The organism is Enterococcus sp. E4-223 (genome assembly GCF_035727065.1).
GTDB classification, from domain to species: domain Bacteria; phylum Bacillota; class Bacilli; order Lactobacillales; family Enterococcaceae; genus Enterococcus_B; species Enterococcus_B faecium.
Window position 1 is genome coordinate 163,052 of the sequence record NZ_JAPMLH010000004.1, and the last position, 23,270, is coordinate 186,321.

A 23,270-nucleotide genomic window follows, 5' to 3' on the forward strand; every position below is an offset into this window, starting at 1 on the left:
TCGTTTGCTGCTTTTTCTACATAAAATCCGTCCATCAATAAATAGAAGTATGGTGAAAAAGATGGAATACAAATGGAAAGCAAACAACAGCAGTCGCGTGTCTATGAAACAACTGAGAAAAGCTGGACATCACTTAAATGAAATGATCATGCCAAATCTAAGTCTGTTTATCGCTTGGGGAATCTTGTCATTAGCAACAAAAGGTGTGTCTGGTGATTTGCACACCACATTAGAAGAGGTATGCCATTGGATGATCCAGCTGCTTTTACCCATCTTGATCAGTTATTCAGGCGGGAAATCGGTAGGGGGACAAAAAGGGGCAGTCGCCGGTGCAATTGCTTCTTTAGGGTTGATCGCTCGTTCCAATGCTCCACAAATCGTAGGAGCGATGATTATCGGGCCGCTTGCCGGCATCGTATATGAACAATTTGTTTCTAGATTCCATGTGAAATTCAAGGCTGGATATGAAATGCTTGTCAGCAACCTACTAGTAGGACTGACTGGTAGCGTTATTTGTATAATTGGAATCGTTTTTATTGAACCAGTTTTAAATAGTGTTCACTTGTTGCTCGCCTCCGTTGTGTCTTGGCTAGTCACAATGAATCTGTTACCACTTGTCAGTCTGATCTTAGAACCTCTAAAAGTACTATTTTTCAATAATGCAATCAATCATGGTGTATTGACACCTTTAGGAATCGAATTCTCACAAACAGTCGGGTACTCTTCCTTATTTTTGATGGAGGCAAATCCTGGACCTGGTTTAGGGATCTTACTTTCTATCCTTTGTTTTGCAGAAAAACAGGAAAAAGTAAATGCGAGTGGAGCATTGATGATCCATGCGATTGGCGGGATTCACGAAATCTATTTTCCATTTGTCTTGCTGCGACCGTATCTATTTTTAGCTGTAATGGCTGGTGGGGCAAGTGGAACGTTGATATTTCAATGGTTAGATACGGGATTAGCTGCACCTGTATCGCCTGGGTCACTACTCGTGATTTTTGCCAATGCGCCTTATCCACAACTAGCTGGGGTAAGTATAGGGATAGCAATCAGTACATTTGTGACCTTCATTTGTGCAGCGATACTATTGAAATTACCAAATAAAGAAAAAGAGAACAAAACGGTCAAAGAAAGGGGAGAAATCTTGGAACCATCTATCATTCATTCCGTCATTTTTGCTTGCGAATCAGGTATGGGATCAAGTGCTATGGGAGCCGCCCTGCTGAAAAAGAAATTAGCAGCAGAAAAAATCGATCTTTCTGTCGGATACAGCTCTATCTATGAATTGAATAACCAAGTAAATCAGCTGGTTATCGTGCAACATGAACTAGCGGATCTTGCAAGAGAAAAAGTACCTCAAAGTCAAATCTATGTACTGGATCACTTTTTGGAAACAGATATCTTGCTGTCACGAATAAAAGAAGCGATCCATTTTCCAAAGCGGGAAGAAAAAAAAGAGATAGCAGATATCACAGAACAAAAAACGTTGCCTGCTAATATTGTATTTTTGTATAAAAACAACAGACGCGGCTCACAAACTATGGGCATGACGATTTTAAGTCAATTAGCAAAAAAAGCGAAAAAACAGTTTGTTATCTCAAAAGAATCAATAGAAAAAATCAAAATCCAAGAAGAAACGATTTATATCGCACAAAGAGAACTAGCTGTAACTGAACAGCTAGAAGAAAAGATCCCTCGGCTAGTTCTAGTTGAACATTGGGTAGCTACGAATGAATACGAAAAACTCGTGAAGGGAGAAATATAAGATGTATTTATCGCCCAGAGAAAAACAATTATTAGCAGAATTTCTCAGTAGCCCGTCACCTGTATCTATCCAAAAAATGATGAATTTATTGAAGGTCAGTAAACGGACTATTTACCGCGAATTAGATAATCTTGAAGTCTCATTGAAATCGGTAAATGCTTCTTTGAAAAAAGCAGCTAGAGGCTCATTTGTCATTGAGGCATCAGAAGAAGTATTAGAGCAATTAAAAGAAAATACAGATGGGAAAAGTAATGACTTATCCACTGCTAAACGACAACACGCGATTTTAGCCGAGTTGTTACTGACGACAGAGCCGTTGAGTCTTGCTCATTTCATGGAATCATATCGCATCAGTAATACCACTTTTTATGCAGATATCAAACAGTTGGAAGAAAGTATTCGCCAACTGCCTTTGGAAATCATTCGGAACCAGGGATACGAGATCGAAGGACCGGAAAAATACCGCCGGCTTCTGACCGCGAATGTATTAGAATTAGAAATCAATGAATATGAACTTTTTCATAGTATTTCTTTCGATGCATCACTGAATTATTTTTTTCGATTCGTTGATCCGCAACATCTATCTCTTGCACGCAAAGTAATCGGGGAAGAATTGATCCAAAAAAAGACCAATCTAAGTGATAGAAAGCTTGAACATTTGGTTTTGATGCTGACATTGACGATGGAGCGTGTGACGAAAAATCATTTACTGACAAATGAGACATATAATAGTCTGGCAAACAAAGAATTACTACAGACAGCTAAACGATTGTTTTCACGGATCGCTTCTGAGACAAAACAACTTTATCCAGTAAATGAGATCGTCTTTTTTGCAGGATTATTAAATGACTTCACGAACTCATTTGATCAGAATTTCTTTGAAGAGACGTTCGATACACAGCTTGCTTATTTAGTAAAACAACTGATTCAAGAAGTAAGTGAAGAGACGAATGTCCATTTTTATGAAGATGAAACTTTGTACAAAATGCTGTTGACTCATTTATCTGGTGTGTTTTCAAGAGCCGTTTTACAAGAAGAGACACTGACCAATCCGATTTTAGAAAAAATCATGGTTCAATACGAGGAAGTTGCGAATGCAATCCGTAAAGCAGTAGAGCGGATTTTTCAAGAAAAAAAATTATCCGAAGAAGAGATCGCTTATATGGTCCTTCATTTTGCGAATTCATTGGAACGAAGTCCGAAAGAAAGCAATATCAGTATTGCAGGATTTTCGCCAAGTGGATTAGCTTCTACTAGCATGTTGGAACTACGATTGAAAAGGTATTTTCCCTTCATCCAACAAATTCATTTCTATCGGATTGCTGATTTAAAAAAAATCGATTTACAAGAAGAATATGATGTTGTTATTTCTACATCTATTCTACCAGGATATGATGGAAAATATATTTTAGTCTCCCCGCTACTGCTAGAAGATGAAGTCAAGCAGCTAAAAGAAGCTTTTTCGCATATTGAGAAGAAAAAAAGGCAAAAGAATACGTATAACAGCAATAACGAGTGGATGATAGAAGATACTTATGAGGAAACAATGCATTTCATGGATCAAATCAATCAATTACTCGGTCGTTTTTTTATCCAAGAACTGGATAATCCTGAGACGATTTCCGAAACGATTCGCAGCTTATTTCCTTATTTTCCTGAAGGACTAGTAACGGATGAAGAGGTGGTTCATCGCCGGCTGCTTAAGCGATATGAACAAGCACCTATCGGTATTCCTCATACAAATATGGGGTTATTCCATACATCCAGCTCATTGATTTCTAAACCGATCTTTTGTATTTTCAATTTGAAACAACCGTTGACCATTGAAGGGATGGATAGACAGCCAGTCGATTTGTCCCGTATGTTAGTTATGCTGGCGCCTTCGCCAATCCAAGAAAAAGACGGGATTCTTTTAGGAAAGATCAGTGGAGCAATCATCATGAATGACTTGAACACCGAGATCTTCCGCTCAGGAAATAAAGAAATCGTTTATCAGTTGCTAGCGAAAATCCTGATTGAAGAAATAAAGAAATGAAGGTGAAAAGATGATCCAGCTACCAGCAGAAAAAATATTGCTCGATCAATCCTATCAAAATTGGAAAGAAGCGTTGACCGAGATCGGCCAGTGGATGACCCAACAAGGGGGAATCAAACCGGCATATATCCAATCAATGATCGAAAGACAAGAAAAAGCGAGTGTCTATATCGGGAATTTCGTAGCCTTGCCACATGGGACTGACAAAGATGAAGAAGTAGTAGAAGAAGGAATCTATTTAGTCCAAGTGCCTGATGGTGTGGACTTTGGAACAAAAGAGGAACCAAAAATCGCGACACTCTTATTTGTAGTGGCTTTAAAAAAAGAACATCAGTTAGCGGTGCTCCAAGATTTAGCCTTTTTCTGTTCAGACATCGACCAAGTAATGGCGCTCAGTGATGCGGAAACCATTGAAGAAGTCCAAATGATTTTTGAACATGGACATATATAACCAATGTTCACAGTAAAAAAAGCTGCCTTGCATCAAGTAATAACTTCAACCAAGATAAAAATAAGAGGAGCTATTTTTGTTGGGAGGTTCTTATTACTGCGGATGCAAGCTTTTGAAAACTATTTATTCTAGAAAACCGTTTATTTGAAATAGGGGACGGTGACAAGGTTTTTGTCACCGCCCCTATTATTTTTGTGTTTTAATAGCTCTTTTTTATATAGATAGTGCCCATACCTATGAATAATAAAACGATACTCCATATACCAAGTGTCAAGATACCATTCATGAAAGTAACCTGTTCTGAAGCTAGTGGCGAGAAAATATCTCCTCCTATGATCACATTTTGAAAATCAACATAAGAAGTTGGCAAGTAATGACTGATTGATTCTATCCATCCAATCGAAGAAAACAAGCGATACTCTGCTAAGAAAAGACAAAGAAGTGTACCTAAAAGATTGACTAGAGAATGTTCAAATAAAGCAGATAGAAGAAAACTGATTGTACTTAAAAAGAGCACCCACAACAACAGGAACAGAAAGCTCTGGAAAAGATACGCATACATCGGAAGGATTCGTATCTCCTGACCAATGATCGTTCCTACAGGATAACGGAAGTCTCCCAAACCATTTTTGATTATTACTAGTATAGAGACGATCAAAAATGGCATCACGAGACTTAGCATAGCTGCACCATAATAAACGGTAAAACGGATGCTATGTTTCTTTACCATACTATCCGGTAATAGATTGACTAGAGAGATTACCTGCTTTCTTTTTTCATAAGAGATGATGGAAGAAAGAAACAAGGCGGTTATACATAAAATCAAAAAACTAGAAATCATTCCTGAAAAAATATTTTCGTAGTAATTCGCTAAAGGGAGATGCGCTGGCAAGTCAAAAATAGAATATCTTTGGATCTGATGTTCTTTCATATAACGGAGCAACTCGACACGTTTTTGTTGTTCAATGATTGGAATTCCTTGTCTTTGACCAGAAATCAGTCGATCCAGTATATCTTTTTCATAATGATAAGTTGCTTCGACCATTTGCTGGACATTCCCTGTGTTTTTTGCATGTAAGATTGCTTCGACCATTTGCTGGACATTCCCTGTGTTTTTTGCATGTAAGATTGCTTCGATCAGTTTGTTGCTTTTCTCTAAACTTTCCACAAATTCTTTCTCATTCTCATCTTCTTTCAACGTTTCAATCAAACGTTGCGTCTCTTCATAGTTATGATTCAGTTCATCGAATTCTGTATAAGCAAGTTTATGATCAAAAAAAAGTGGGAATGCAAAGAGCACGACCAACAATAGAGGAAATAAAAAGTTTACTTTGTTATTTAGTAAGAGATTGCGTTCAAATGTAAGTAAAGACATAGTTACACCTCATATAATTTACGATAAATAGCTAAAATCTCTTCCATATTTGAGGATTCTGTGACGATTTCTCCATTTTTTAGAAAACATGCTTTAGAACAAATCGATTGGATATTCGCGATAGCGTGGGAAGAAAGAAGAATCGTCTTCCCCTCTTTCTGCCATTGTCTGATGAGGCTATTCAAGATATCAATACTTCCTGGGTCTAATCCGTTCAACGGTTCATCGAATAACATGACAGATGAATTACTGATCAAGTAAGCAGCAAGCAAGACATGTTGTTTCATTCCTAGAGACATTTTTCCAATCGGCAAAGTAAGGTACTCAGTCATCTTCAATCGTTGGAAAACAGTTTGGCATTCTACTTTGCTCTGCCAATAGTATTTGATCAAAGTCAAATAATCAACAGCCGATAGATAGTCGGATAACTGATTCGTTGATTCTAGAAAAAAGAAAGACCGGCGATAATCTGTATAAGCAGTAGGAGAGATGTTGTGAAGGGACAATTGATCATAAGTTGTTGGTAGCAGTTGGGCAATGCCATTCAGCAAAGTTGTTTTGCCAAATCCGTTCGGGGCAATCGAAGCAGCTACTTCTCCTGATTCTACTAAAAGATTCAATTGTCGAATCACACGTTTTTTACCACGTTTCATGTTCATGTTTTTGATCAGTAATGTCATAGATAGGCCTCCAATATAAAATTTAATAACATAATAGAATGAAAAACATCTAAATGAAATGCTAACAAAAGTTATTGTTTGCATATTATAAAAAATTAAAATAACAGTTTTATTTAAAATTGAAGTTTTCTGATACCGAAATCTTTTTATTTTGCTGACATACTCAAACCTTTGGCACAAAGTTTCGTGCCAAAGTACGACTATTTCTCTTTTTAGTAAGCGGATACAATTAGAGTATCAAAAGGAGAGAGGGAGAGACAAAATGGAACGGACGATTCCCAAAAACAACATTTCGCTAAAAGCGAGGGTACAAAAATTAGGCAGTACTTTATCAAGCATGGTCATGCCAAATATTGGAGCACTGATTGCCTGGGGTGTATTAACGGCTCTATTTATCCCAGATGGTTATTTACCAAATGAGGCTTTCGCTACCATGGTAAGCCCAATGCTAACTTATCTGATTCCTTTATTGATCGGTTATACTGGCGGAAAAGTAATTGCTGGTGACCGCGGATCAGTTGTTGGGGCAATTGCAACGATGGGTGTGATTGTCGGAACAGATATTCCAATGATGCTAGGCGCGATGATCATGGGACCTCTTGGTGGATATGCCATCAAGAAATTTGATCAGCTATTCCAAAAACGGATCAAATCCGGTTTTGAAATGCTAGTCAATAATTTTTCAGCAGGTCTTATCGGTTTTGGATTAGCGTTATTAGGTTTTTCTGCGATTGGTCCAGTTGTCGATGCATTGACTCAAGCAATGGCAAAAGGTGTAGAGATCATTTTATCTGCCCATTTGATTCCATTGACAAGTATTTTTATTGAACCAGCAAAAATCTTATTTTTGAATAATGCAATCAATCATGGGATTTTGACACCATTGGGAACTGAACAAGTAGCAGAGGCTGGAAAATCTATTCTATTCTTGCTTGAAGCAAATCCTGGTCCAGGACTTGGCGTATTACTTGCTTTTACTTTGTTTGGCAAAGGAGCAGCAAAATCTTCAGCACCAGGAGCCATGATCATTCACTTTTTAGGCGGGATCCATGAAATCTATTTTCCTTACGTTATGATGAAACCGTTATTATTCTTATCAGTTATAGGCGGAGGAATGTCAGGAAGTTTCATTTTCCAATTGATGGATGCTGGACTAAGAGCGCCAGCTTCTCCAGGGTCGATCATTGCGATTCTAGCGATGACACCGTTCAATTCTTACCTTCCTGTTATTTTGGGCGTGATTGTTGCCGCAGCTGTTTCGTTTGGTATTTCTGCAGTAATTTTGAAAGCGGATGCGAAAGATACAAATGAAGACTTCGAAAAATCTATTCAAGAGACAAAGGCAGCTAAGCAAGCTTCCAAAGGTGCCCAAGGTATTCCTCAAGGAGCTACATTCTCTGGCGTACAAAAAATCATTTTTGCTTGTGATGCAGGGATGGGATCAAGTGCGATGGGCGCTTCGATCTTGAGAAAAAAAGTACAGGAAGCAGACTTGCCTCAAACGGTGACCAATCAAGCAATCAGCCAACTGACAGATGACTCGAATACATTGATCGTTACTCAGGTCGAACTACAAGAAAGAGCAAAACAAAAAGCACCGAGCGCGCGTTTTGTCTCAGTAGAAAACTTTTTGAATTCACCTCGATATGATGAACTCATTCAAGAATTAAGCAGCAAGCAGAAAACATCAGTTTCTGAAATTGAGAATGAGCCAGCAGAAGAGTTTCTTTCAGCAAACATCAAACAAATCAAAGAGATTCTACTTGTCCACGATGATCGTTCCGGATCAGCAACAATGGGGATGACCGTGCTCAAAGATATATTAGACAAGAACCATTTAACTATCCCGTTAAGAAAAGTCAATATCCAAGATTTAAAAGATGAACCTGATTCACTGATCGTAGCCAAAGAAAGTTTAGCGGAAAAAGTACAGATGGCTGCGCCTCAATCCATTCATTTATCAGTCAACAGCATGGTCAATCCGCAAAAATACGAATCGATTGCACAATATTTGAAACAGACAGCTTAAGGGAGGAAAACAGCATGCAAAGTTTGCCATTCGACATGATCGAGCTCAATCGATCTTTTAAAACCAAAGAAGAAGCGATCCGCTATTGCGGTCAGATGCTTGTAGAAGCAGGGTGTGTTGATGAGGAATATATCGATGCCATGGTAGATAGAGACAAAATGTTATCTGTTTATATGGGGAATTTTATCGCGATTCCTCATGGAACAGATGAAGCAAAAAAATATGTGAAAAAATCCGGCATCTGTGTCGTTCAAGTACCAGATGGTGTAGATTTTGGTACCGAAGAAGAAGAAAAGATTGCGACTGTTTTGTTCGGTATTGCAGGAGTCGGAGATGAGCATTTGCAACTTGTACAGCAAATCGCACTTTATTGCAGTGATATGGACAATGTTGTCCAGCTAGCAGACGCGCTCAGCAAAGAAGAAGTAACGGAAAATCTAGCAATTGCTTAAGGAGAGAGAAAAATGAGAGCAGTACATTTTGGTGCAGGAAATATCGGTCGAGGATTTATTGGAGAGGTTTTGGCAGCTAATGGATTTGAGATTACTTTCGTAGATGTGAATCACACGATCATTGATGCTTTAAATGAAAGAAAAGAATACGAAATCGAATTAGCAGATGAATCAAAAGAAAAAATCACTGTAAAAAATGTCATAGGTATCAACAATCAAACAAATCCAGAAAAAGTAATCCAAGAAATCGCTGAAGCAGATTTAGTTACTACCGCCATTGGCCCGAATATCTTACCTTTTATTGCTGAGTTGATTGCAAAAGGTATCCAAGAAAGAGAAAAGGAAGGAAGCACAACATCTTTAGATATCATTGCCTGTGAAAATATGATTGGCGGTTCAGCATTTCTAGAAAAAGAAGTGTATAAATATCTTCCGGAAACATCATTTACTGACAAATATATCGGCTTTCCAAATGCAGCAGTCGATCGAATCGTCCCATTACAACACCATGAAGATCCTTTATTCGTCCAAGTGGAACCTTTCAAAGAATGGGTCATTGACGATAGCCAAAGAAAAAATAAAAAAATCCAATTAAAAGGGGTTTTATATGTAGATGATCTAGAACCATATATCGAACGCAAACTATTTAGTGTCAATACTGGTCATGCGACTGTCGCTTATACAGGTGCCTTGTTAGGTTACCAGACCATCGATGAAGCAATGCAAGATGCGTTAGTTGTGGCACAATTAAAATCAGTTTTGCAGGAAACAGGAAGTTTGCTGATTGCCAAATGGGGGTTTGATGCAGAGCAGCATCATGCGTATATTGAAAAAATCATTCATCGCTTCCAAAACAAAAATATCTCTGATGCGATCACACGTGTCGCTCGGACACCATTACGTAAGTTAGGTTATCAAGAAAGATTTACACGTCCAGTGAGAGAACTACAAGAACATAACTTGACTTGCCCACATTTGACGGCAACAATGGGGATTATTTTTAATTACTATGATCCTGAAGATGAACAAAGCCGTCAATTGCATGAAATGAAGATCCATGAAAACTTGGAACAATTGATTCAAGAAGTCACAGGAATCAATGATCCGAAAACAATCGGGAATATCAAGCAAAACGTGAACCGTTATGCCAAGCAAGTCGCTTAAAATAGGATACGAAAAAGGGGAATGTGACGAAATTTTTGTCACATTCCCCTTTTTCGAATAACTAGGCTGTTTGTCCTTCAAGATAGGGCAGATCCAATTCTTTACCGTAACGTTGTTCTAAAGCTAGGCGGATCAAACGAGCTGCCAGGTTCTCATTTCTTGCAAGGATAGGTCCATGGAAATAAGAACCGAAGACATTTCGGTAAATGACACCTTCAGATTGGTCTTCACCATTATTTCCTTGACCTTGTACCACTTTCCCCAAAGGTCGTTCACCTTCACCTAAGAAAGTCCGACCATTGTGGTTTTCAAATCCATAATAAGTTTCATTGAATTCTTCGTTATGGATAACGATATCACCGATAAACCGGTTATTTTCCTGACTTAACGTGTAGTGATCCAGTGCACTGATTCCTTGGATCTTTTCTCCATTAGCTCCCATGTAGTAGTGACCTAGCAATTGGTAGCCACCACAAATGGCTAACATGACGCCATCATTTTCGATATAGTTAATCAAAGAATCTTTCTTTTTCTGGATGTCTTTTGAAATGATTAATTGCTCAAAGTCTTGACCACCGCCAAAGAAAACCAAGTCATATTTATCAGCATCAAAAGGTTCATGTATACTAACGATCTCCGTATGGCAAGAAACCCCCATTTTTTCTGCTATATATTTCAACATCAAAAGGTTTCCGTTATCACCATATGTGTTCATCAAATTTCCATAAAGGTGGGCGATATTGAGTTCATAATTAGCCACGGTTCATTCCTCCTTTGATAAATCCTTGAGCAGCTAGTTCTTTACGAAGCTGCAATACAGCAGTGTAAGTAGCTAAAATATAGACATGCTCAGTTGGCAATTCTTTGATTTTTTCGATTACTTCTGGTAATTCTTTTGTTTCTGTCAATTTATTTTCTGGAATCCCGGCAACTTTTAGACGTAAAGTCATATCTGTATGACGGTCTCCTCCAGAAATAACAGCTGGGATATCCATATCGGCAAAGTTTTCAAAATTACCATCCCAAATCCAGCTGATATCGATTCCGTCTGCGTAATTGGCATTTAATAAAGCCACTAAAGAAAATGGATAAGGAGCTAGACCAATCATATCGATTACTTGATTGATACCTACAGGATTTTTGACAAGTACTAATGTACATTTTTTCCCATTGATATTGATGACTTCTTGTCGGCCGAACACTTTCTCGTCATATCCTAAACCTTGTTTGATTTTATCAGGATCGACATTGAAGTACTCTGCCACTGCAGTAGCTGCTAAAGCATTGTAGACATTATACATACCGCCAACTTCGATTCCGTATTCATGACCATCGATCACGAAATCTGCTGACACATTGTCCATCCGTACCATATCAGTTAATCGATAATCCAATTCAGGACGTTTGAAGTCACAATTTGGACAGTAATATTTCCCTAAGTTTGCATAAGTGATCATTTTATAATGCAAAATGTGATGACAATTTGGACATAAGACACCGTCTGTATTGTAATGAGCGATTTGTTCACGATCTTCTTCATGGTCAAAGCCATAATATTTTCTAGGATTGACTGTTTCGATAGAATTGAAGATTGGTGAATCACCGTTACTGATAATCGTTGCATTTGGTGACTTTGCGGCACCGTCTACAATCATTTTATAGGTCGTATAGATTTCTCCATACCGATCCATTTGATCACGGAAAATATTTGTAAATAAGAACAGTTCTGGTTTCATATATTCTGTGACTTTGCTCAAACTTGCTTCATCTATTTCTAGGACAGCAAACTTTTTCTGTCCTTTTTTTGGTTTTGCCTGCAAGAAAGTCGATACAATTCCCTGTACCATATTCGCACCAGTAGGGTTGGTTAGAACTTCATCGAATTGCTGGCGCAAAATATTGACTGTTAAAGCGGTAGTCAATGTTTTACCGTTTGTTCCGGTGACAACGACGACTTGGTAGTCTTTTGCCAAACTATCTAGTATATGTGGATCGACTTTCAGCGCTAGTTTACCTGGTAAACTTGATCCGCCTTTAAAAAAAGTTTTTAATGCCCATTGCGACGTTTTTCCAACTGCAATCGCAAAATGACTGCGTATTCCCATTATGTAACCTCCAAAAACGATTTGCTGACGAATAAATTCAACTAATCATACCATATGTTGAAAAAAAGGTTAAATTGCTTTTCTTATTCTTAAGAAAAGGTTACGGCTGAAAGTGCATGAAATCGGACAAAATCGCATGATTTAACAAAAAAACAGCTTGAAACAAAATGATTGTTCCAAGCTGCTGTGATTTTATTATTCCCTCTTACCTATATTCCCATTTTAACCGATAATAATTTTCTCGCTTGGATATTCATAGCCTAGATCTCGTGTTTCTTTTGGTACGAATAACATCAATGTATATAGCATTCCGATCCGCCCAATAAACATCAGTGCAGCAATCGTGATTTTGCCCACAACAGACAAGTCTCCGGTAATCCCTAAAGATAAACCAGTTGTTCCAAACGCAGAAGTTACTTCGATGATGATCGAGATCAGCGTTTGTTCTTCTGTAGCAGATAAAAAAACGATACAAAAGAAACACATACCAAGAGAAAGCATAAAGACAACGACTGATTTTCGCACATCATCTTGATCGATTCTCCGTCCAAAAATATTGATGTTATCTTCACTTTTGAGGAAGGAATATAGATACAAACCGATGATTGCTACAGTAGTTGTTCGAATCCCGCCCCCTACAGAACTAGGACTGCATCCGATAAACATCAGTAAAGAAAAAATGATCAGTGTTGTGATTTGAAAATCACCCAAATCGTGAATCTGCAGACCAGCATTACGAGTCGTAATCGAATAAAACATCGAATTGATCCATTTGACACTCATATTGGAATCTTGGAATAAATGGTCCTTTTCCAATAGATAAATCAAGACAGTTCCCGAAACAAACAAGATAACAAAAGCTAACACAGCTAATTTGGTAAACAAGGAAAAATGAAACGGAAGCTTCGCATTGGAACGTTTGTATAATAGCCATTCCCGGCACTCCATCAATACAGGAAAACCAATTCCTCCGACAAAAATCAAAAACATGATCAGGATCAAGAAAAAATAGTCATGTGCAAAGGGCTTGATGGAATCCCCAGTGACGTCAAACCCAGAGTTCGTGACAGCCGATATCGCCTGATAAAAACCGTAAAAAACGGCATCACGCCAACGATCAAAATAGCCTCTGTAATAAAAATAAATAGAAAAGAATGTCCCAAAAAGTAATTGAAACCAGATTAAAATAGCAAAAGTGATCCGAATCAGTCGGACGATACCAGACAAACGCGGTTGATTCATATCCGTCATGATCAGCTGTCGCTGTTTCAGTGTGATCCGTCGTTTAGAAAAAATGACAAAAGCAGTAGAAATCATCATGATCCCCAAACCACCAACTTGAAATAATATTTCCAGCAGTATAATACCGTTATCATTGAACACAGAATTGATATCAAAAGTCGATAGTCCAGTCACACTCACTGTACTGATTGCCATGAACAGCATGTCCACAAAAGAAACATGGCTATCTGGTTCGCGAAAAATCGGCATATAAAATAGAACGAGTGATAAGACCGTCATCAATATATAATAAAAAACGATGATTTGGATCGATGAGAAATGATTGGCAGCAAACTTCTGTCCTCGCCGCTGCAGCCTTCGAAAGAATAAATCAACATGCACAGTACTATCCTCCTGACAATAGTCGTTTCTACCAGTATACAAGGGGAATTAGGAATACTCAAAGAAATTATTAAACAGATAACAATACAGCTTTCGATTAAAATAGAAATGGCTTATAATAAGGCAAATCCTAGAAAAAAGAAGGAGGAGGAATAACAAATTGATTAATGCTCAACAAATCGTAGAGAAAATGAAAAATCAAAAAATAAATTATGATACAGTTCTGAAAAAAATGATCATGCAATGGGAGAAAGAAGAAGTAAAGCCTAAGATATTAATACATACATGCTGTGCTCCTTGCAGTACGCACACATTAGAATTCATGTCTCAATATGCAGAGATCACGTTATTTTTTTCAAATTCGAATATTCATCCTAAAAGTGAGTATTTGCGAAGATTACATGAACAAAAACGATTTGTAGACCAATTTAATGAGAAAACTGACCATCATGTAGCGCTAATCGTTGATGAATACCGTCCAAATGAATTCACCAAAATGGTTTTAACAAACCATCTTGAAAACGAAAAAGAAGGTGGTGCTCGCTGCAGTGCATGCTTCAATATGCGATTAGATCTTGTTGCGCAAAAAGCGCAAGAACTAGGATACGATTACTTTGGAAGTGCCCTGACCATCTCGCCAAAGAAAAATGCAGCTTTGATCAATCAGATCGGAATGGATATCCAAAAGATTTACGGGACACAATACTTGCCAAGTGATTTCAAGAAAAACAAAGGCTATGAACGCTCTTTGCAAATGTGCAAAGAGTATGATATTTATCGCCAATGTTATTGTGGTTGCGTGTTCGCTGCCAAGCAGCAAGGATGCGATCTGAAAGAAATCAATCGGGAAGCAAAAGCTTACTTAAAAACATCAACCGTAGTTTTTGAGGAAAATTAAAGAAATCTTTCGGAAAAACGTAAGAAAAAAATAAAGAATTTATGGTAGAAATAAGGTAGACTGTATAATTTGTCCGTAGTAAAGTAAGGAAACAAGAATAAATTTCAATGAAGGAAGAGATAAGATGCGAAAAGTAGCACCTATTTTGAAGCCAATCGCTGTATTAACAATCTCGACGATTGTCGCGACTACTACAGGTATTGTGAATAGTTCCAGCTACCGTGCACCAAGTTCAAGTTCTAGTACTGTAGAAGAAACAACACCAACTACTTCAGTCTCGACATCTGAACCAACAACAACGGAAAGTTTGAATGAAACCACTACGACAAGTACATGGGACGATACAACAACTAGTTCGTCGTATGATGAGACATATACAACTGACAGCTCAAGCGAAACAAGTAATACGGTACCAGATGGCACTCCATCGGATTCAACCAATCCAAGTACAAGTCCGGATACAAGTGCTAGCTCCGAAACGATACCAAGCAGTACGACTGTAGATGATAACACGCAAAATGATGATGCAGCACGTACAGCACAGCAAAACCAAGATTCAGGAAATACCCAAACGTATAACCAGCAAGCAGGTGATTCTCAATGACATTTTTACTAGACCTTATCAACGGGGTGCATAAATTCCTTGGCTATTTAGACATCAGTCCTAAATATCTTAACCGTGGATATACGATTTTAAGTGTGATTCCCACGCTTTATTTATTGAGAATTGTTTATGGACTTTGGCAAAACCAAAACTATCTTCAATTTTTCTTATATGGACTTGCATTTCTAGTGCTTGTTTATTTTACTGTTTTAAATGTATTTTATTACTTTTTAGATAAAAACACGAAAGCCGATGTCACTCAGCTTTTTGTGAAGTATTTACCTGATGAAGCGTTCAACATCCAGACAGAAGAATCGATAGATAATGGAAATTCGATCGATAAAGTGAATACACAAGAGGTCATGGTTTCTTATGACGAAGATTATCAATTGAAATTAGCCGAGAATATGCGGTATTTGATTGGAAATGGTGAGATCAAAACAAATGAACTCGGTCGCATGGATGGATTTCTGGTCGATAGAAATACATTGTATCCTTATTACTATGTCAAGAAAACAGGAGAGAAAGAGTATGTTCTAAATATTGGACGAAGCTACTCGGACATGGAAAAAGTAGGGACCATTCGACTTGACTCAACAGAAGACACATTGGAACCTGTCGGATTGTTCATCGTCGGCGGTGATTTTGTCAAAGACGGGTTACGCTATCATGAGCCTTATCGTCTGAAATTGATTGCAAAAAAGGCACAGTCGCAGGAAGAACCAGTGGTTTATAGTCGTAGCCAAAGAAGAAGACATTCATAATGTGATGAAACGCCGTGTATCAGTGGTTGCGATAAAAACGTTTATTCGGAATAAGGGGGATGTGACACGTCTTTTGTCACGTTCCTTTTTTATATAACGAGAAAGATAAGACGAACACATCACTTATTCTTTCCTTTCATTTATAAACATTGTAGAATAAAGAAAGTACAACGAAGTATTGTGAAAAAACGTAATAAATAACGAGGAAAATACAAGTAGGAGGTAAGCTGTGAAAGAATTTTTGAAAAATTGGGGGATTTTGATCCTTGTATTAGCGGCTATTTTATTAGCTAGAGTGTACGTGTTTACACCAGTTACTGTAAACGGGCATTCGATGGACCCTACATTAAGTGATGGACAACGATTGATTTCATCTAAGATCTCAAACCATGAACGAATGGATATTATTACTACAAAGGAACCGGGGGATGAAGAACGGATGATTGTTAAACGGATCATCGGTATGCCTGGAGATACAGTCAAGATGGAAAATGACCAGTTGACCATTAATGGCAAAAAGTATGATGAACCTTATCTGGATGAGTTCAAAAAAGAATTTTCAGAAGATAAGTTACAAGGAGAATATGCTTATAGCTCAGGATTCCAAGCACAAGCAGAAAGTTCATCCACCTTTACGAGTGACTTTGAATATACTGTGCCGAAAGGAAAGTATCTTGTTCTAGGCGATAACCGCTTGATTTCAAAAGACAGCCGAATGTTTGGGTTAGTCGACAAAGATATGATCCAAGGAAAAGTTGTTTTCCGTTATTGGCCTCTTTCAGAAATCAAAATCATGTGATGAAAAAATAAAAAGAAGCTGTGACATGTTTTTTGTCACAGCTTCTTTTTCCGAAAATTCCTTCTTATTTCTTGGAGTTGCTCACTTTTTTTGCAATCTCATTTTAAGATTTTTGGCTGATGGATAAGAAAAGCGAAGCGTTTTTGTTCATAAATAGCTTTTCCCCACGATGGAAGGTATGACTAGTAGCAGAGACAAAGCCCGTTTTTTCCAATCGATTATTCAATTCTTCTTGGCTAAAGCCATTATGGACTTTCGGATGACTAATTTGTTCATTCTTGTCAAAGTCTACGATGATCAATTGACCGCCAGGAGCTAAAATTTCATAAAGTTTTGTAAGAATATTCTCCGTATCAGGAATGTGTAAAAGTACAAGTGATAGAAGGATGAGATTAGCTTGGACAGCAGGAAATTCGACAGAAGCATCAGCGTGGATCGTTCGGACATTTTTCAGATCTGCTGCTTGGATCTTTTCTTCTGCCATTTTCAGCATAGTTTCCGAAGCATCGGCAATGATCAGTTCTTTGAATCTTTCCGCAAGCGGTAAACTAACAAGCCCAGTTCCGCCTCCGTAATCCAGCAGGACTTTTTGGTGGCTGTCGCGCGGTAGATAAGTAGTTAGTTCTTCGCGAATAATCTTGGCTAATGCTTGACGGTCAGGGGAATCATAATGGTTAGCGATGGAATCAAAAATATTTTTTGTCATCAAATAGCTCCTTACGTAAAACTTTGAAATTTTAACTTATTATAGCACGTGAAAAGAAAGAAAGCATGCTATACTCAATTCAAAAAGGGAGAATCTAGAAAGAATATGCCGATATCGTTTGTAAAAGATAGAGAGGAAAAAGGAAAGTGTGTCCGAGAAATATTACTAGACTTGCCTGAGTGGTTTGGGCTTCCTGAATCAACGGAAAAATATATCGAGGAATCAAGTAAACTACCTTTATGGTGTGAAAAAAGAAAAGAAGAATATTTAGGCTTTACCACTCTTTCACAGACAAGTGAAGATACTGCCGAAATCTATTGTATGGGAATAAAAAAAGACTATCATCACCAAGGATTAGGAACAAAACTTTTTAAAGAAGCAGAAGGTTACGCAGCAAAACATTACAAATATTTGCAAGTGAAGACTGTAGACGAGGGGCACTACTCTATATATGATCAAACTATTTGTTTCTACGAATCATTAGGATTTTCAAGGTTGGAAGTTTTTCCAAATTTATGGGATGAATGGAACCCATGTTTAGTTCTTGTCAAAAAATTGGAACAAAAGTGAGCAATAGATTTAATACTAATCTGTGCTTGATGAAAATTCTCACTGTAAAAAATGCTGAAAATCAAGTATAATACCATAGGAACAAACTGGAAGGTGAAAAAGAGCATGGCACAACTATTTTTTAAGTATGGCGCAATGAATAGCGGCAAGACGATCGAGATCCTAAAAGTCGCACATAATTATGAAGAACAAAATAAGCCAGTTGTCTTAATGACAAGCGGTATTGATACAAGAGATGGTTTAGGCGTTGTTTCAAGCCGAATCGGACTGAAACGTAATGCGATGCCGATATTTGAAGAAACAGACGTATTTGACGTAATTCAGAAAATGGAAAGCAAACCCTATTGTGTGCTGATCGATGAAGCGCAATTCTTAAAAAAGAAACATGTCATTGCTTTTACGAGAATTGTGGACGAATTGGATATTCCGGTTATGGCATTTGGTTTGAAAAATGATTTTCGAAACGAGTTATTTGAAGGATCAAAATATTTATTGCTTTATGCAGACAAAATCGAAGAAATGAAAACAATCTGTTGGTTCTGCCACAAAAAAGCAATCATGAATTTACATTATATTGATGGAAACCCTGTTTATGAAGGCGATCAAGTGCAAATCGGCGGAAATGAAGCTTATTACCCCGTTTGTCGAAAACATTACTTTCACCCATCAATGATTACAGAAGGAGAATAAGCATGTACGATCAATTACAAGCAATTGAAGACCGTTATGAAGAGCTTGGAGAACTTTTAAGTGACCCAGAAGTGATTTCTGATACAAAGCGTTTTATGCAGCTTTCAAAAGAAGAAGCAAACACGCGCGAAACAGTCGAAGTTTATCGTCGTTATAAAGAAGTAGTACAAGGAATCACCGATACAGAAGAACTGCTTGGTGAAAAACTGGATGATGAAATGGCTGAACTAGCAAAAGAAGAATTATCTGAATTAAAAAAAGAAAAAGAAGTCTTAGAAGAAAAAATCAAGATCTTGCTTTTACCAAAAGATCCAAATGACGATAAAAATATCATCATGGAAATCCGTGGAGCAGCAGGCGGAGACGAAGCAGCCTTATTCGCTGGCGATCTTTTCAATATGTACCAAAAGTATGCTGAAGCACAAGGCTGGAAAACAGAAGTGATGGAAGCTAACGTTACCGGAATCGGTGGATATAAAGAAGTGATCATGATGATCACCGGAGACAACGTATATTCGAAATTAAAATATGAAAGTGGTGCGCACCGCGTCCAGCGTGTTCCTTCAACTGAATCGCAAGGGCGTATCCATACTTCCACCGCAACAGTTGTCGTGATGCCAGAAGCTGAAGAAGTAGAGATCGATATTGAAGACAAAGATATCCGTACAGATATCTATCATGCTTCAGGTGCTGGCGGACAGCACGTCAATAAAACAGCATCTGCTGTACGTTTGACTCACTTACCAACAGGGATCGTTGTTGCTATGCAAGATGAACGTTCTCAAATCAAGAACCGTGAAAAAGCAATGAAAATCTTGCGTGCTCGTGTGTACGATAAGATCCAGCAAGAAGCACAAAGCGAGTATGATGCCAATCGAAAATCAGCAGTCGGAACTGGGGATCGTTCAGAACGGATCCGGACGTATAATTTCCCGCAAAATCGTGTGACTGATCATCGTATCGGATTAACTATCCAAAAATTAGATCAGATTTTAGCAGGGAAATTAGATGAGATCGTTGATGCATTGATCATGTATGATCAAACATCAAAACTGGAAGCTATGCAAAATGGGTAAAATGACCTATCGAGAAGTCCTGTCACGGGCTTCTTCTTTTTTAGAGGATCATGGGAAAGAAGCATATAGTATCCAATTTTTATTTTTGGAACGAAAACAATGGAAAAAACTTGATTGGCTCCTTCATATGAACGAAGAGATTTCAGAAGAAGAACAGCGGTTGATCGAAACCGATCTGCGACTTTTGCTTGCAGATCATCCACCTCAGTATTTGCTAGGATATGCAGATTTTTATGATCATCGGTTAAAGATAACTGAAGCAACACTGATCCCTCGACCAGAAACAGAGGAGTTAGTCGAATGGTGTTTAGACGAGACGCCTGATGTACCGTTAGAAGTGATAGATATTGGGACAGGGACTGGAGCAATTGCTATTAGTTTGAAAGCAGCAAGAAGAAATTGGCATGTATCTGCTGTGGATCTTTCAGAAGAAGCATTAGAAGTAGCGAAAGAAAATGCTCAGAAAGAAGGAACGAAAATCAGTTTTTATCATGGAGATACATTAGGACCAGTAATGGATCAGCAATTTGATGTGATTATTTCTAATCCGCCGTACATCAGTCGGAATGAATGGGAACTGATGGATGAAAGTGTCCGATCATTCGAACCTAAAATGGCCCTTTTTGCTGAGAACGATGGATTAGCTATTTATGAAAAAATAGCAGTTGAAGCACCAAGCGTACTAAAATCAAATGGAAAGATTTTTTTAGAAATCGGATTTCGCCAAGGTGAAGCAGTAAAAAAAATATTTCAGCAAGCATTTCCAGATAAAAAAGTGAAGATAAAAAAGGATCTTTTTGGCAATGAACGAATGATCCAAGTTTATGGTTGAAGTTGTGGATGAAAAATTTTTTATTTGTTTTTTTATTATAAAAAAACACTTATTTGACAAGGATGTAAACGACTTTTTGGTTTATCAACAAGTTTATCCACTATTGACAAATAGATTATCCACAAACAGTGGAAAACTTGAGGATAAACTCAGACAAAATAAGAATGTATGAAAAAGGGGTTGTGGATAAACTGTGGAAACGAAACGATATGATGAAACAGAATTGCAAGAGGCAGCCGAAGCACTGAAAGCAGGAGAACTTGTTGCTTTTCCTACCGAAACAGTATACGGATTGGGCGCCAACGCTCTTTTACCAAACGCTGTCAAGAAAGTGTTTTCTGTAAAAGGGAGACCGCAAGATAATCCATTAATCGTCCATGTCGCCTCTTTTGAACAAGTAAAAGAGTATGTGGACAACTTTCATCCGGCAGCAGAGAAGATTGTGAAGAACTTCTGGCCTGGACCATTAACTTTGATATTTAAGATTAAAAAAGACACTTTGCCCTCAGTTGTGACGGGAGGATTATCCACAGCTGCATTTCGTATGCCGGATAACAAAAAAACGCTAGAAGTAATCAAACTTTCCGGTGTTCCGCTTGTCGGTCCAAGTGCAAATACGTCGGGAAAACCAAGTCCAACGACTGCAGATCATGTATATCATGATCTACAAGGAAAAATTACCGGGATTATTGATGATGGAGCTACTCGAATTGGTGTAGAATCCACTGTTCTTGATTTAAGTGATCCAACAGCCATGCCTATGATTTTACGACCAGGTGCAGTAACGAAAGAACAAATCGAAGCAGTCATCGAATCTCCTGTTGCTATTGATCAGCATCTTGTAAAAGAAAATGAAACACCAAAAGCGCCTGGGATGAAATACAAACACTACTCACCCGATACACGTGTTCTGATGGTCAGAGATGGCGATTGGTCAACTGCAGTTCAATGGGCAAAAAATAAGAAGATCCGTGCAGGTGTCATAGCAAGCCCCGAAATTGCGGATCAAGTGCGGACAGATACTGCAGCTGTTTATATGTATAACGACAACTCAGTAGAAGCGGCGGCTAAAGGATTGTTTGCAGGTCTAAGAGGATTAGATGAACCAACACTTGGATTAGATTTGATTTTTGTACAAGTATATCCAGAAACTGGATTGGGGAATGCTTATATGAATCGCTTGAAAAAAGCAGCAGGACAAAATTATTTTGAAAAATGATCGATTGGTTATTGTCGCATTCTTTTAGTATGATACAATGCTATCAAGTAAATCTTCTATCAGTGAACGAAAAACTAAGCGTAACTAATCGTAATAGAAGAGATACGAATATTTGGCAATTTGTTTTTGATGGGAAAAATAAAATTGTAGGAAAATAAAAAGGAGCTGTTGTTTGTGGTAGATTACAAAACGTTTGACCCTGATCTTTGGGCTGCGATCGCCAAAGAAGAAGAAAGACAAGAACATAATTTGGAGCTGATTGCCTCTGAAAACTTTGTCTCCGAAGCAGTGATGGCTGCACAAGGAAGTATCTTGACAAATAAATACGCAGAAGGTTATCCAGGGCATCGCTATTATGGTGGGTGTGAATTTGTCGATATCGTTGAAAATTTAGCGATTGACCGTGCAAAAGAATTATTCGGAGCGAAATTTGCGAACGTCCAGCCTCACTCCGGCTCTCAAGCCAACACGGCTGCTTATCTCGCTTTGGTAGAACCAGGGGACACGATCTTAGGAATGGATCTTTCCGCAGGCGGACATCTAACACATGGATCACCAGTCAACTTCAGTGGCAAAACCTATCACTTTGTTGCTTACGGTGTTGATCCGACAACAGAAGTTATTGATTATAATGTGGTACGTATTTTAGCTAGAAAACATCAACCAAAATTGATCGTAGCAGGTGCCAGTGCTTACGGACGAACGATCGACTTTGCGAAATTCAGAGAAATCGCAGATGAAGTAGGCGCAAAACTGATGGTAGATATGGCTCATATCGCAGGATTAGTAGCAGCAGGACTTCATCCTAATCCAGTTCCTTATGCAGATACCACAACGACTACCACTCATAAAACATTGCGCGGACCTCGAGGCGGCATGATTTTGACAAACGATGAAGCATTAGCAAAAAAAATAAATAGTGCGGTATTTCCTGGTATTCAAGGCGGCCCTCTAGAGCATGTGATTGCGGGGAAAGCAGTAGCATTCAAAGAAGCATTAGATCCTGCATTTAAAGAATATAGTGAACAAATCATCGCCAATGCAAAAGCAATGGTCAAAGTGTTCAATCAAGCAATTGGAACCAGAGTCATTTCAGGGGCGACAGATAATCATCTGATGTTGATCGATGTTCGCGAGTTAGGTATAAATGGAAAAGAAGCAGAGAGCATTTTGGACAGTGTGAATATCACGGTAAATAAAAACTCAATTCCTTTTGAAACACTAAGTCCATTCAAAACAAGCGGTATTCGAATCGGCACGCCAGCAATCACTACTCGCGGGTTCAAAGAAGAAGATGCTGTAAAAGTGGCTGAACTAGTTGTCAAAGCATTACAAGCAAAAGATGATAACGTTCAACTAGACGAAGTCAAAACAGGTGTACGCGAATTAACTGAAAAATTTCCGTTGCATAAAAAATAAAAATTTAAATTCCA

At 38.2% G+C, this 23,270-nt stretch carries 23 protein-coding genes; 17 read left to right on the forward strand and 6 right to left on the reverse strand.

Annotated features, from left to right (window positions below):
* Positions 1-61: 61 nt before the first annotated feature.
* The 3 genes from OS139_RS07315 to OS139_RS07325 are packed head-to-tail and all read left to right on the forward strand — an operon-like array spanning position 62 to position 4,251.
* Complete coding sequence (locus tag OS139_RS07315) at positions 62-1,765, forward strand: PTS transporter subunit EIIC (protein ID WP_025481601.1); 1,704 nt, start codon at positions 62-64, stop codon at positions 1,763-1,765.
* Between the two features lies 1 nt (position 1,766).
* The gene (locus OS139_RS07320) at positions 1,767-3,800 is read left to right on the forward strand and encodes a BglG family transcription antiterminator (protein ID WP_002332168.1); all 2,034 of its coding nucleotides are present in this window, start codon (positions 1,767-1,769) and stop codon (positions 3,798-3,800) included.
* A 10-nt stretch (positions 3,801-3,810) separates the two neighbouring features.
* Positions 3,811-4,251 (forward strand): PTS sugar transporter subunit IIA, encoded by a 441-nt coding sequence (locus tag OS139_RS07325; RefSeq protein ID WP_002287254.1) that lies wholly within the window; start codon positions 3,811-3,813, stop codon positions 4,249-4,251.
* A 199-nt stretch (positions 4,252-4,450) separates the two neighbouring features.
* Here the strand turns inward: OS139_RS07325 and OS139_RS07330 are convergent, their stop codons facing one another.
* Positions 4,451-5,626, reverse strand: coding sequence for an ABC transporter permease (locus tag OS139_RS07330; protein WP_325066855.1), 1,176 nt, complete (start codon positions 5,624-5,626; stop codon positions 4,451-4,453).
* Between the two features lie 2 nt (positions 5,627-5,628).
* Positions 5,629-6,306: an ABC transporter ATP-binding protein gene (locus tag OS139_RS07335; protein ID WP_325066856.1), complete on the reverse strand. Its 678-nt coding sequence runs from the start codon at positions 6,304-6,306 to the stop codon at positions 5,629-5,631.
* Between the two features lie 262 nt (positions 6,307-6,568).
* On the opposite strand from OS139_RS07335, the gene OS139_RS07340 reads away from it, so the two are divergent.
* Genes OS139_RS07340 through OS139_RS07350 form a run of 3 tightly spaced genes read left to right on the forward strand, consistent with a single transcriptional unit; the run spans position 6,569 to position 9,951 of the window.
* The gene (locus OS139_RS07340; protein ID WP_002307206.1) at positions 6,569-8,335 is read left to right on the forward strand and encodes a PTS mannitol-specific transporter subunit IIBC; all 1,767 of its coding nucleotides are present in this window, start codon (positions 6,569-6,571) and stop codon (positions 8,333-8,335) included.
* A 14-nt stretch (positions 8,336-8,349) separates the two neighbouring features.
* Complete coding sequence (locus tag OS139_RS07345; protein ID WP_002287247.1) at positions 8,350-8,787, forward strand: PTS sugar transporter subunit IIA; 438 nt, start codon at positions 8,350-8,352, stop codon at positions 8,785-8,787.
* Between the two features lie 12 nt (positions 8,788-8,799).
* On the forward strand, positions 8,800-9,951 hold the full coding sequence (locus OS139_RS07350) for a mannitol-1-phosphate 5-dehydrogenase (protein ID WP_002302138.1): 1,152 nt from the start codon (positions 8,800-8,802) through the stop codon (positions 9,949-9,951).
* A gap of 61 nt (positions 9,952-10,012) precedes the next feature.
* Here the strand turns inward: OS139_RS07350 and OS139_RS07355 are convergent, their stop codons facing one another.
* From OS139_RS07355 to OS139_RS07365, 3 genes are all read right to left on the reverse strand, one after another.
* Positions 10,013-10,711, reverse strand: a complete 699-nt coding sequence (locus OS139_RS07355) for a type 1 glutamine amidotransferase (protein ID WP_002287245.1) — start codon at positions 10,709-10,711, stop codon at positions 10,013-10,015.
* Positions 10,704-12,056 carry a Mur ligase family protein gene (locus OS139_RS07360; protein ID WP_325066857.1) on the reverse strand — a complete coding sequence of 451 codons (1,353 nt, stop codon included), beginning with the start codon at positions 12,054-12,056 and terminating at the stop codon, positions 10,704-10,706. Before OS139_RS07360 ends, OS139_RS07355 begins: the two co-directional genes overlap by 8 nt.
* A 222-nt stretch (positions 12,057-12,278) precedes the next feature.
* A complete protein-coding gene (locus tag OS139_RS07365; protein ID WP_325066858.1) occupies positions 12,279-13,679 on the reverse strand; it encodes a TrkH family potassium uptake protein in 1,401 nt (466 codons plus the stop codon).
* A gap of 160 nt (positions 13,680-13,839) precedes the next feature.
* Here OS139_RS07365 and OS139_RS07370 point away from each other — a divergent pair, with 160 nt between their 5' ends.
* The 4 genes from OS139_RS07370 to lepB all read left to right on the forward strand — a co-directional run bounded on the left by OS139_RS07370 (position 13,840) and on the right by lepB (position 16,744).
* The gene (locus OS139_RS07370) at positions 13,840-14,577 is read left to right on the forward strand and encodes an epoxyqueuosine reductase QueH (protein ID WP_002287242.1); all 738 of its coding nucleotides are present in this window, start codon (positions 13,840-13,842) and stop codon (positions 14,575-14,577) included.
* Positions 14,578-14,701: 124 nt separating this feature from the next.
* A complete protein-coding gene (locus OS139_RS07375) occupies positions 14,702-15,181 on the forward strand; it encodes a hypothetical protein (protein ID WP_002294107.1) in 480 nt (159 codons plus the stop codon).
* Positions 15,178-15,945: a DUF6681 family protein gene (locus OS139_RS07380; protein WP_002302142.1), complete on the forward strand. Its 768-nt coding sequence runs from the start codon at positions 15,178-15,180 to the stop codon at positions 15,943-15,945. Before OS139_RS07375 ends, OS139_RS07380 begins: the two co-directional genes overlap by 4 nt.
* A gap of 229 nt (positions 15,946-16,174) precedes the next feature.
* Entirely contained in the window at positions 16,175-16,744 is a 570-nt protein-coding gene (gene lepB / locus OS139_RS07385) for a signal peptidase I (RefSeq protein WP_325066859.1), read from the forward strand.
* A gap of 103 nt (positions 16,745-16,847) precedes the next feature.
* On the opposite strand, the gene OS139_RS07390 is transcribed toward lepB, so the two are convergent.
* Positions 16,848-17,450 (reverse strand): class I SAM-dependent methyltransferase, encoded by a 603-nt coding sequence (locus OS139_RS07390; protein ID WP_002307215.1) that lies wholly within the window; start codon positions 17,448-17,450, stop codon positions 16,848-16,850.
* A gap of 105 nt (positions 17,451-17,555) precedes the next feature.
* Here OS139_RS07390 and OS139_RS07395 point away from each other — a divergent pair, with 105 nt between their 5' ends.
* The 7 genes from OS139_RS07395 (at position 17,556) to glyA (ending at position 23,256) form a co-directional block, all read left to right on the forward strand.
* A complete protein-coding gene (locus OS139_RS07395; RefSeq protein ID WP_002332164.1) occupies positions 17,556-18,020 on the forward strand; it encodes a GNAT family N-acetyltransferase in 465 nt (154 codons plus the stop codon).
* Positions 18,021-18,125: 105 nt separating this feature from the next.
* A complete protein-coding gene (locus OS139_RS07400) occupies positions 18,126-18,710 on the forward strand; it encodes a thymidine kinase (protein WP_002289675.1) in 585 nt (194 codons plus the stop codon).
* Positions 18,711-18,712: 2 nt separating this feature from the next.
* Complete coding sequence (gene prfA, locus OS139_RS07405) at positions 18,713-19,786, forward strand: peptide chain release factor 1 (protein ID WP_002289676.1); 1,074 nt, start codon at positions 18,713-18,715, stop codon at positions 19,784-19,786.
* Positions 19,779-20,618 carry a peptide chain release factor N(5)-glutamine methyltransferase gene (gene prmC, locus OS139_RS07410; protein ID WP_325066860.1) on the forward strand — a complete coding sequence of 280 codons (840 nt, stop codon included), beginning with the start codon at positions 19,779-19,781 and terminating at the stop codon, positions 20,616-20,618. Before prfA ends, prmC begins: the two co-directional genes overlap by 8 nt.
* Positions 20,611-20,790, forward strand: a complete 180-nt coding sequence (locus OS139_RS07415) for a hypothetical protein (protein ID WP_002300130.1) — start codon at positions 20,611-20,613, stop codon at positions 20,788-20,790. Before prmC ends, OS139_RS07415 begins: the two co-directional genes overlap by 8 nt.
* A gap of 21 nt (positions 20,791-20,811) precedes the next feature.
* The gene (locus tag OS139_RS07420) at positions 20,812-21,837 is read left to right on the forward strand and encodes an L-threonylcarbamoyladenylate synthase (RefSeq protein WP_002332161.1); all 1,026 of its coding nucleotides are present in this window, start codon (positions 20,812-20,814) and stop codon (positions 21,835-21,837) included.
* Positions 21,838-22,011: 174 nt separating this feature from the next.
* Entirely contained in the window at positions 22,012-23,256 is a 1,245-nt protein-coding gene (gene glyA, locus OS139_RS07425) for a serine hydroxymethyltransferase (protein ID WP_325066862.1), read from the forward strand.
* Positions 23,257-23,270: the final 14 nt, after the last annotated feature.

Bases quoted from the DNA above. Each gene is read 5' to 3' on its own strand.
- OS139_RS07360 (WP_325066857.1), bottom strand. From the start codon at position 12,056: ATGGGAATACGCAGTCATTTTGCGATTGCAGTTGGAAAAACGTCGCAA.
- OS139_RS07345 (WP_002287247.1), top strand. From the start codon at position 8,350: ATGCAAAGTTTGCCATTCGACATGATCGAGCTCAATCGATCTTTTAAA.
- OS139_RS07340 (WP_002307206.1), top strand. From the start codon at position 6,569: ATGGAACGGACGATTCCCAAAAACAACATTTCGCTAAAAGCGAGGGTA.
- OS139_RS07325 (WP_002287254.1), top strand. From the start codon at position 3,811: ATGATCCAGCTACCAGCAGAAAAAATATTGCTCGATCAATCCTATCAA.
- prfA (WP_002289676.1), top strand. From the start codon at position 18,713: ATGTACGATCAATTACAAGCAATTGAAGACCGTTATGAAGAGCTTGGA.
- prmC (WP_325066860.1), top strand. From the start codon at position 19,779: ATGGGTAAAATGACCTATCGAGAAGTCCTGTCACGGGCTTCTTCTTTT.
- OS139_RS07320 (WP_002332168.1), top strand. From the start codon at position 1,767: ATGTATTTATCGCCCAGAGAAAAACAATTATTAGCAGAATTTCTCAGT.
- OS139_RS07390 (WP_002307215.1), bottom strand. From the start codon at position 17,450: ATGACAAAAAATATTTTTGATTCCATCGCTAACCATTATGATTCCCCT.
- OS139_RS07350 (WP_002302138.1), top strand. From the start codon at position 8,800: ATGAGAGCAGTACATTTTGGTGCAGGAAATATCGGTCGAGGATTTATT.
- OS139_RS07315 (WP_025481601.1), top strand. From the start codon at position 62: ATGGAATACAAATGGAAAGCAAACAACAGCAGTCGCGTGTCTATGAAA.
- OS139_RS07400 (WP_002289675.1), top strand. From the start codon at position 18,126: ATGGCACAACTATTTTTTAAGTATGGCGCAATGAATAGCGGCAAGACG.
- OS139_RS07395 (WP_002332164.1), top strand. From the start codon at position 17,556: ATGCCGATATCGTTTGTAAAAGATAGAGAGGAAAAAGGAAAGTGTGTC.
- OS139_RS07335 (WP_325066856.1), bottom strand. From the start codon at position 6,306: ATGACATTACTGATCAAAAACATGAACATGAAACGTGGTAAAAAACGT.
- OS139_RS07330 (WP_325066855.1), bottom strand. From the start codon at position 5,626: ATGTCTTTACTTACATTTGAACGCAATCTCTTACTAAATAACAAAGTA.
- OS139_RS07380 (WP_002302142.1), top strand. From the start codon at position 15,178: ATGACATTTTTACTAGACCTTATCAACGGGGTGCATAAATTCCTTGGC.
- OS139_RS07415 (WP_002300130.1), top strand. From the start codon at position 20,611: ATGGTTGAAGTTGTGGATGAAAAATTTTTTATTTGTTTTTTTATTATA.
- OS139_RS07375 (WP_002294107.1), top strand. From the start codon at position 14,702: ATGCGAAAAGTAGCACCTATTTTGAAGCCAATCGCTGTATTAACAATC.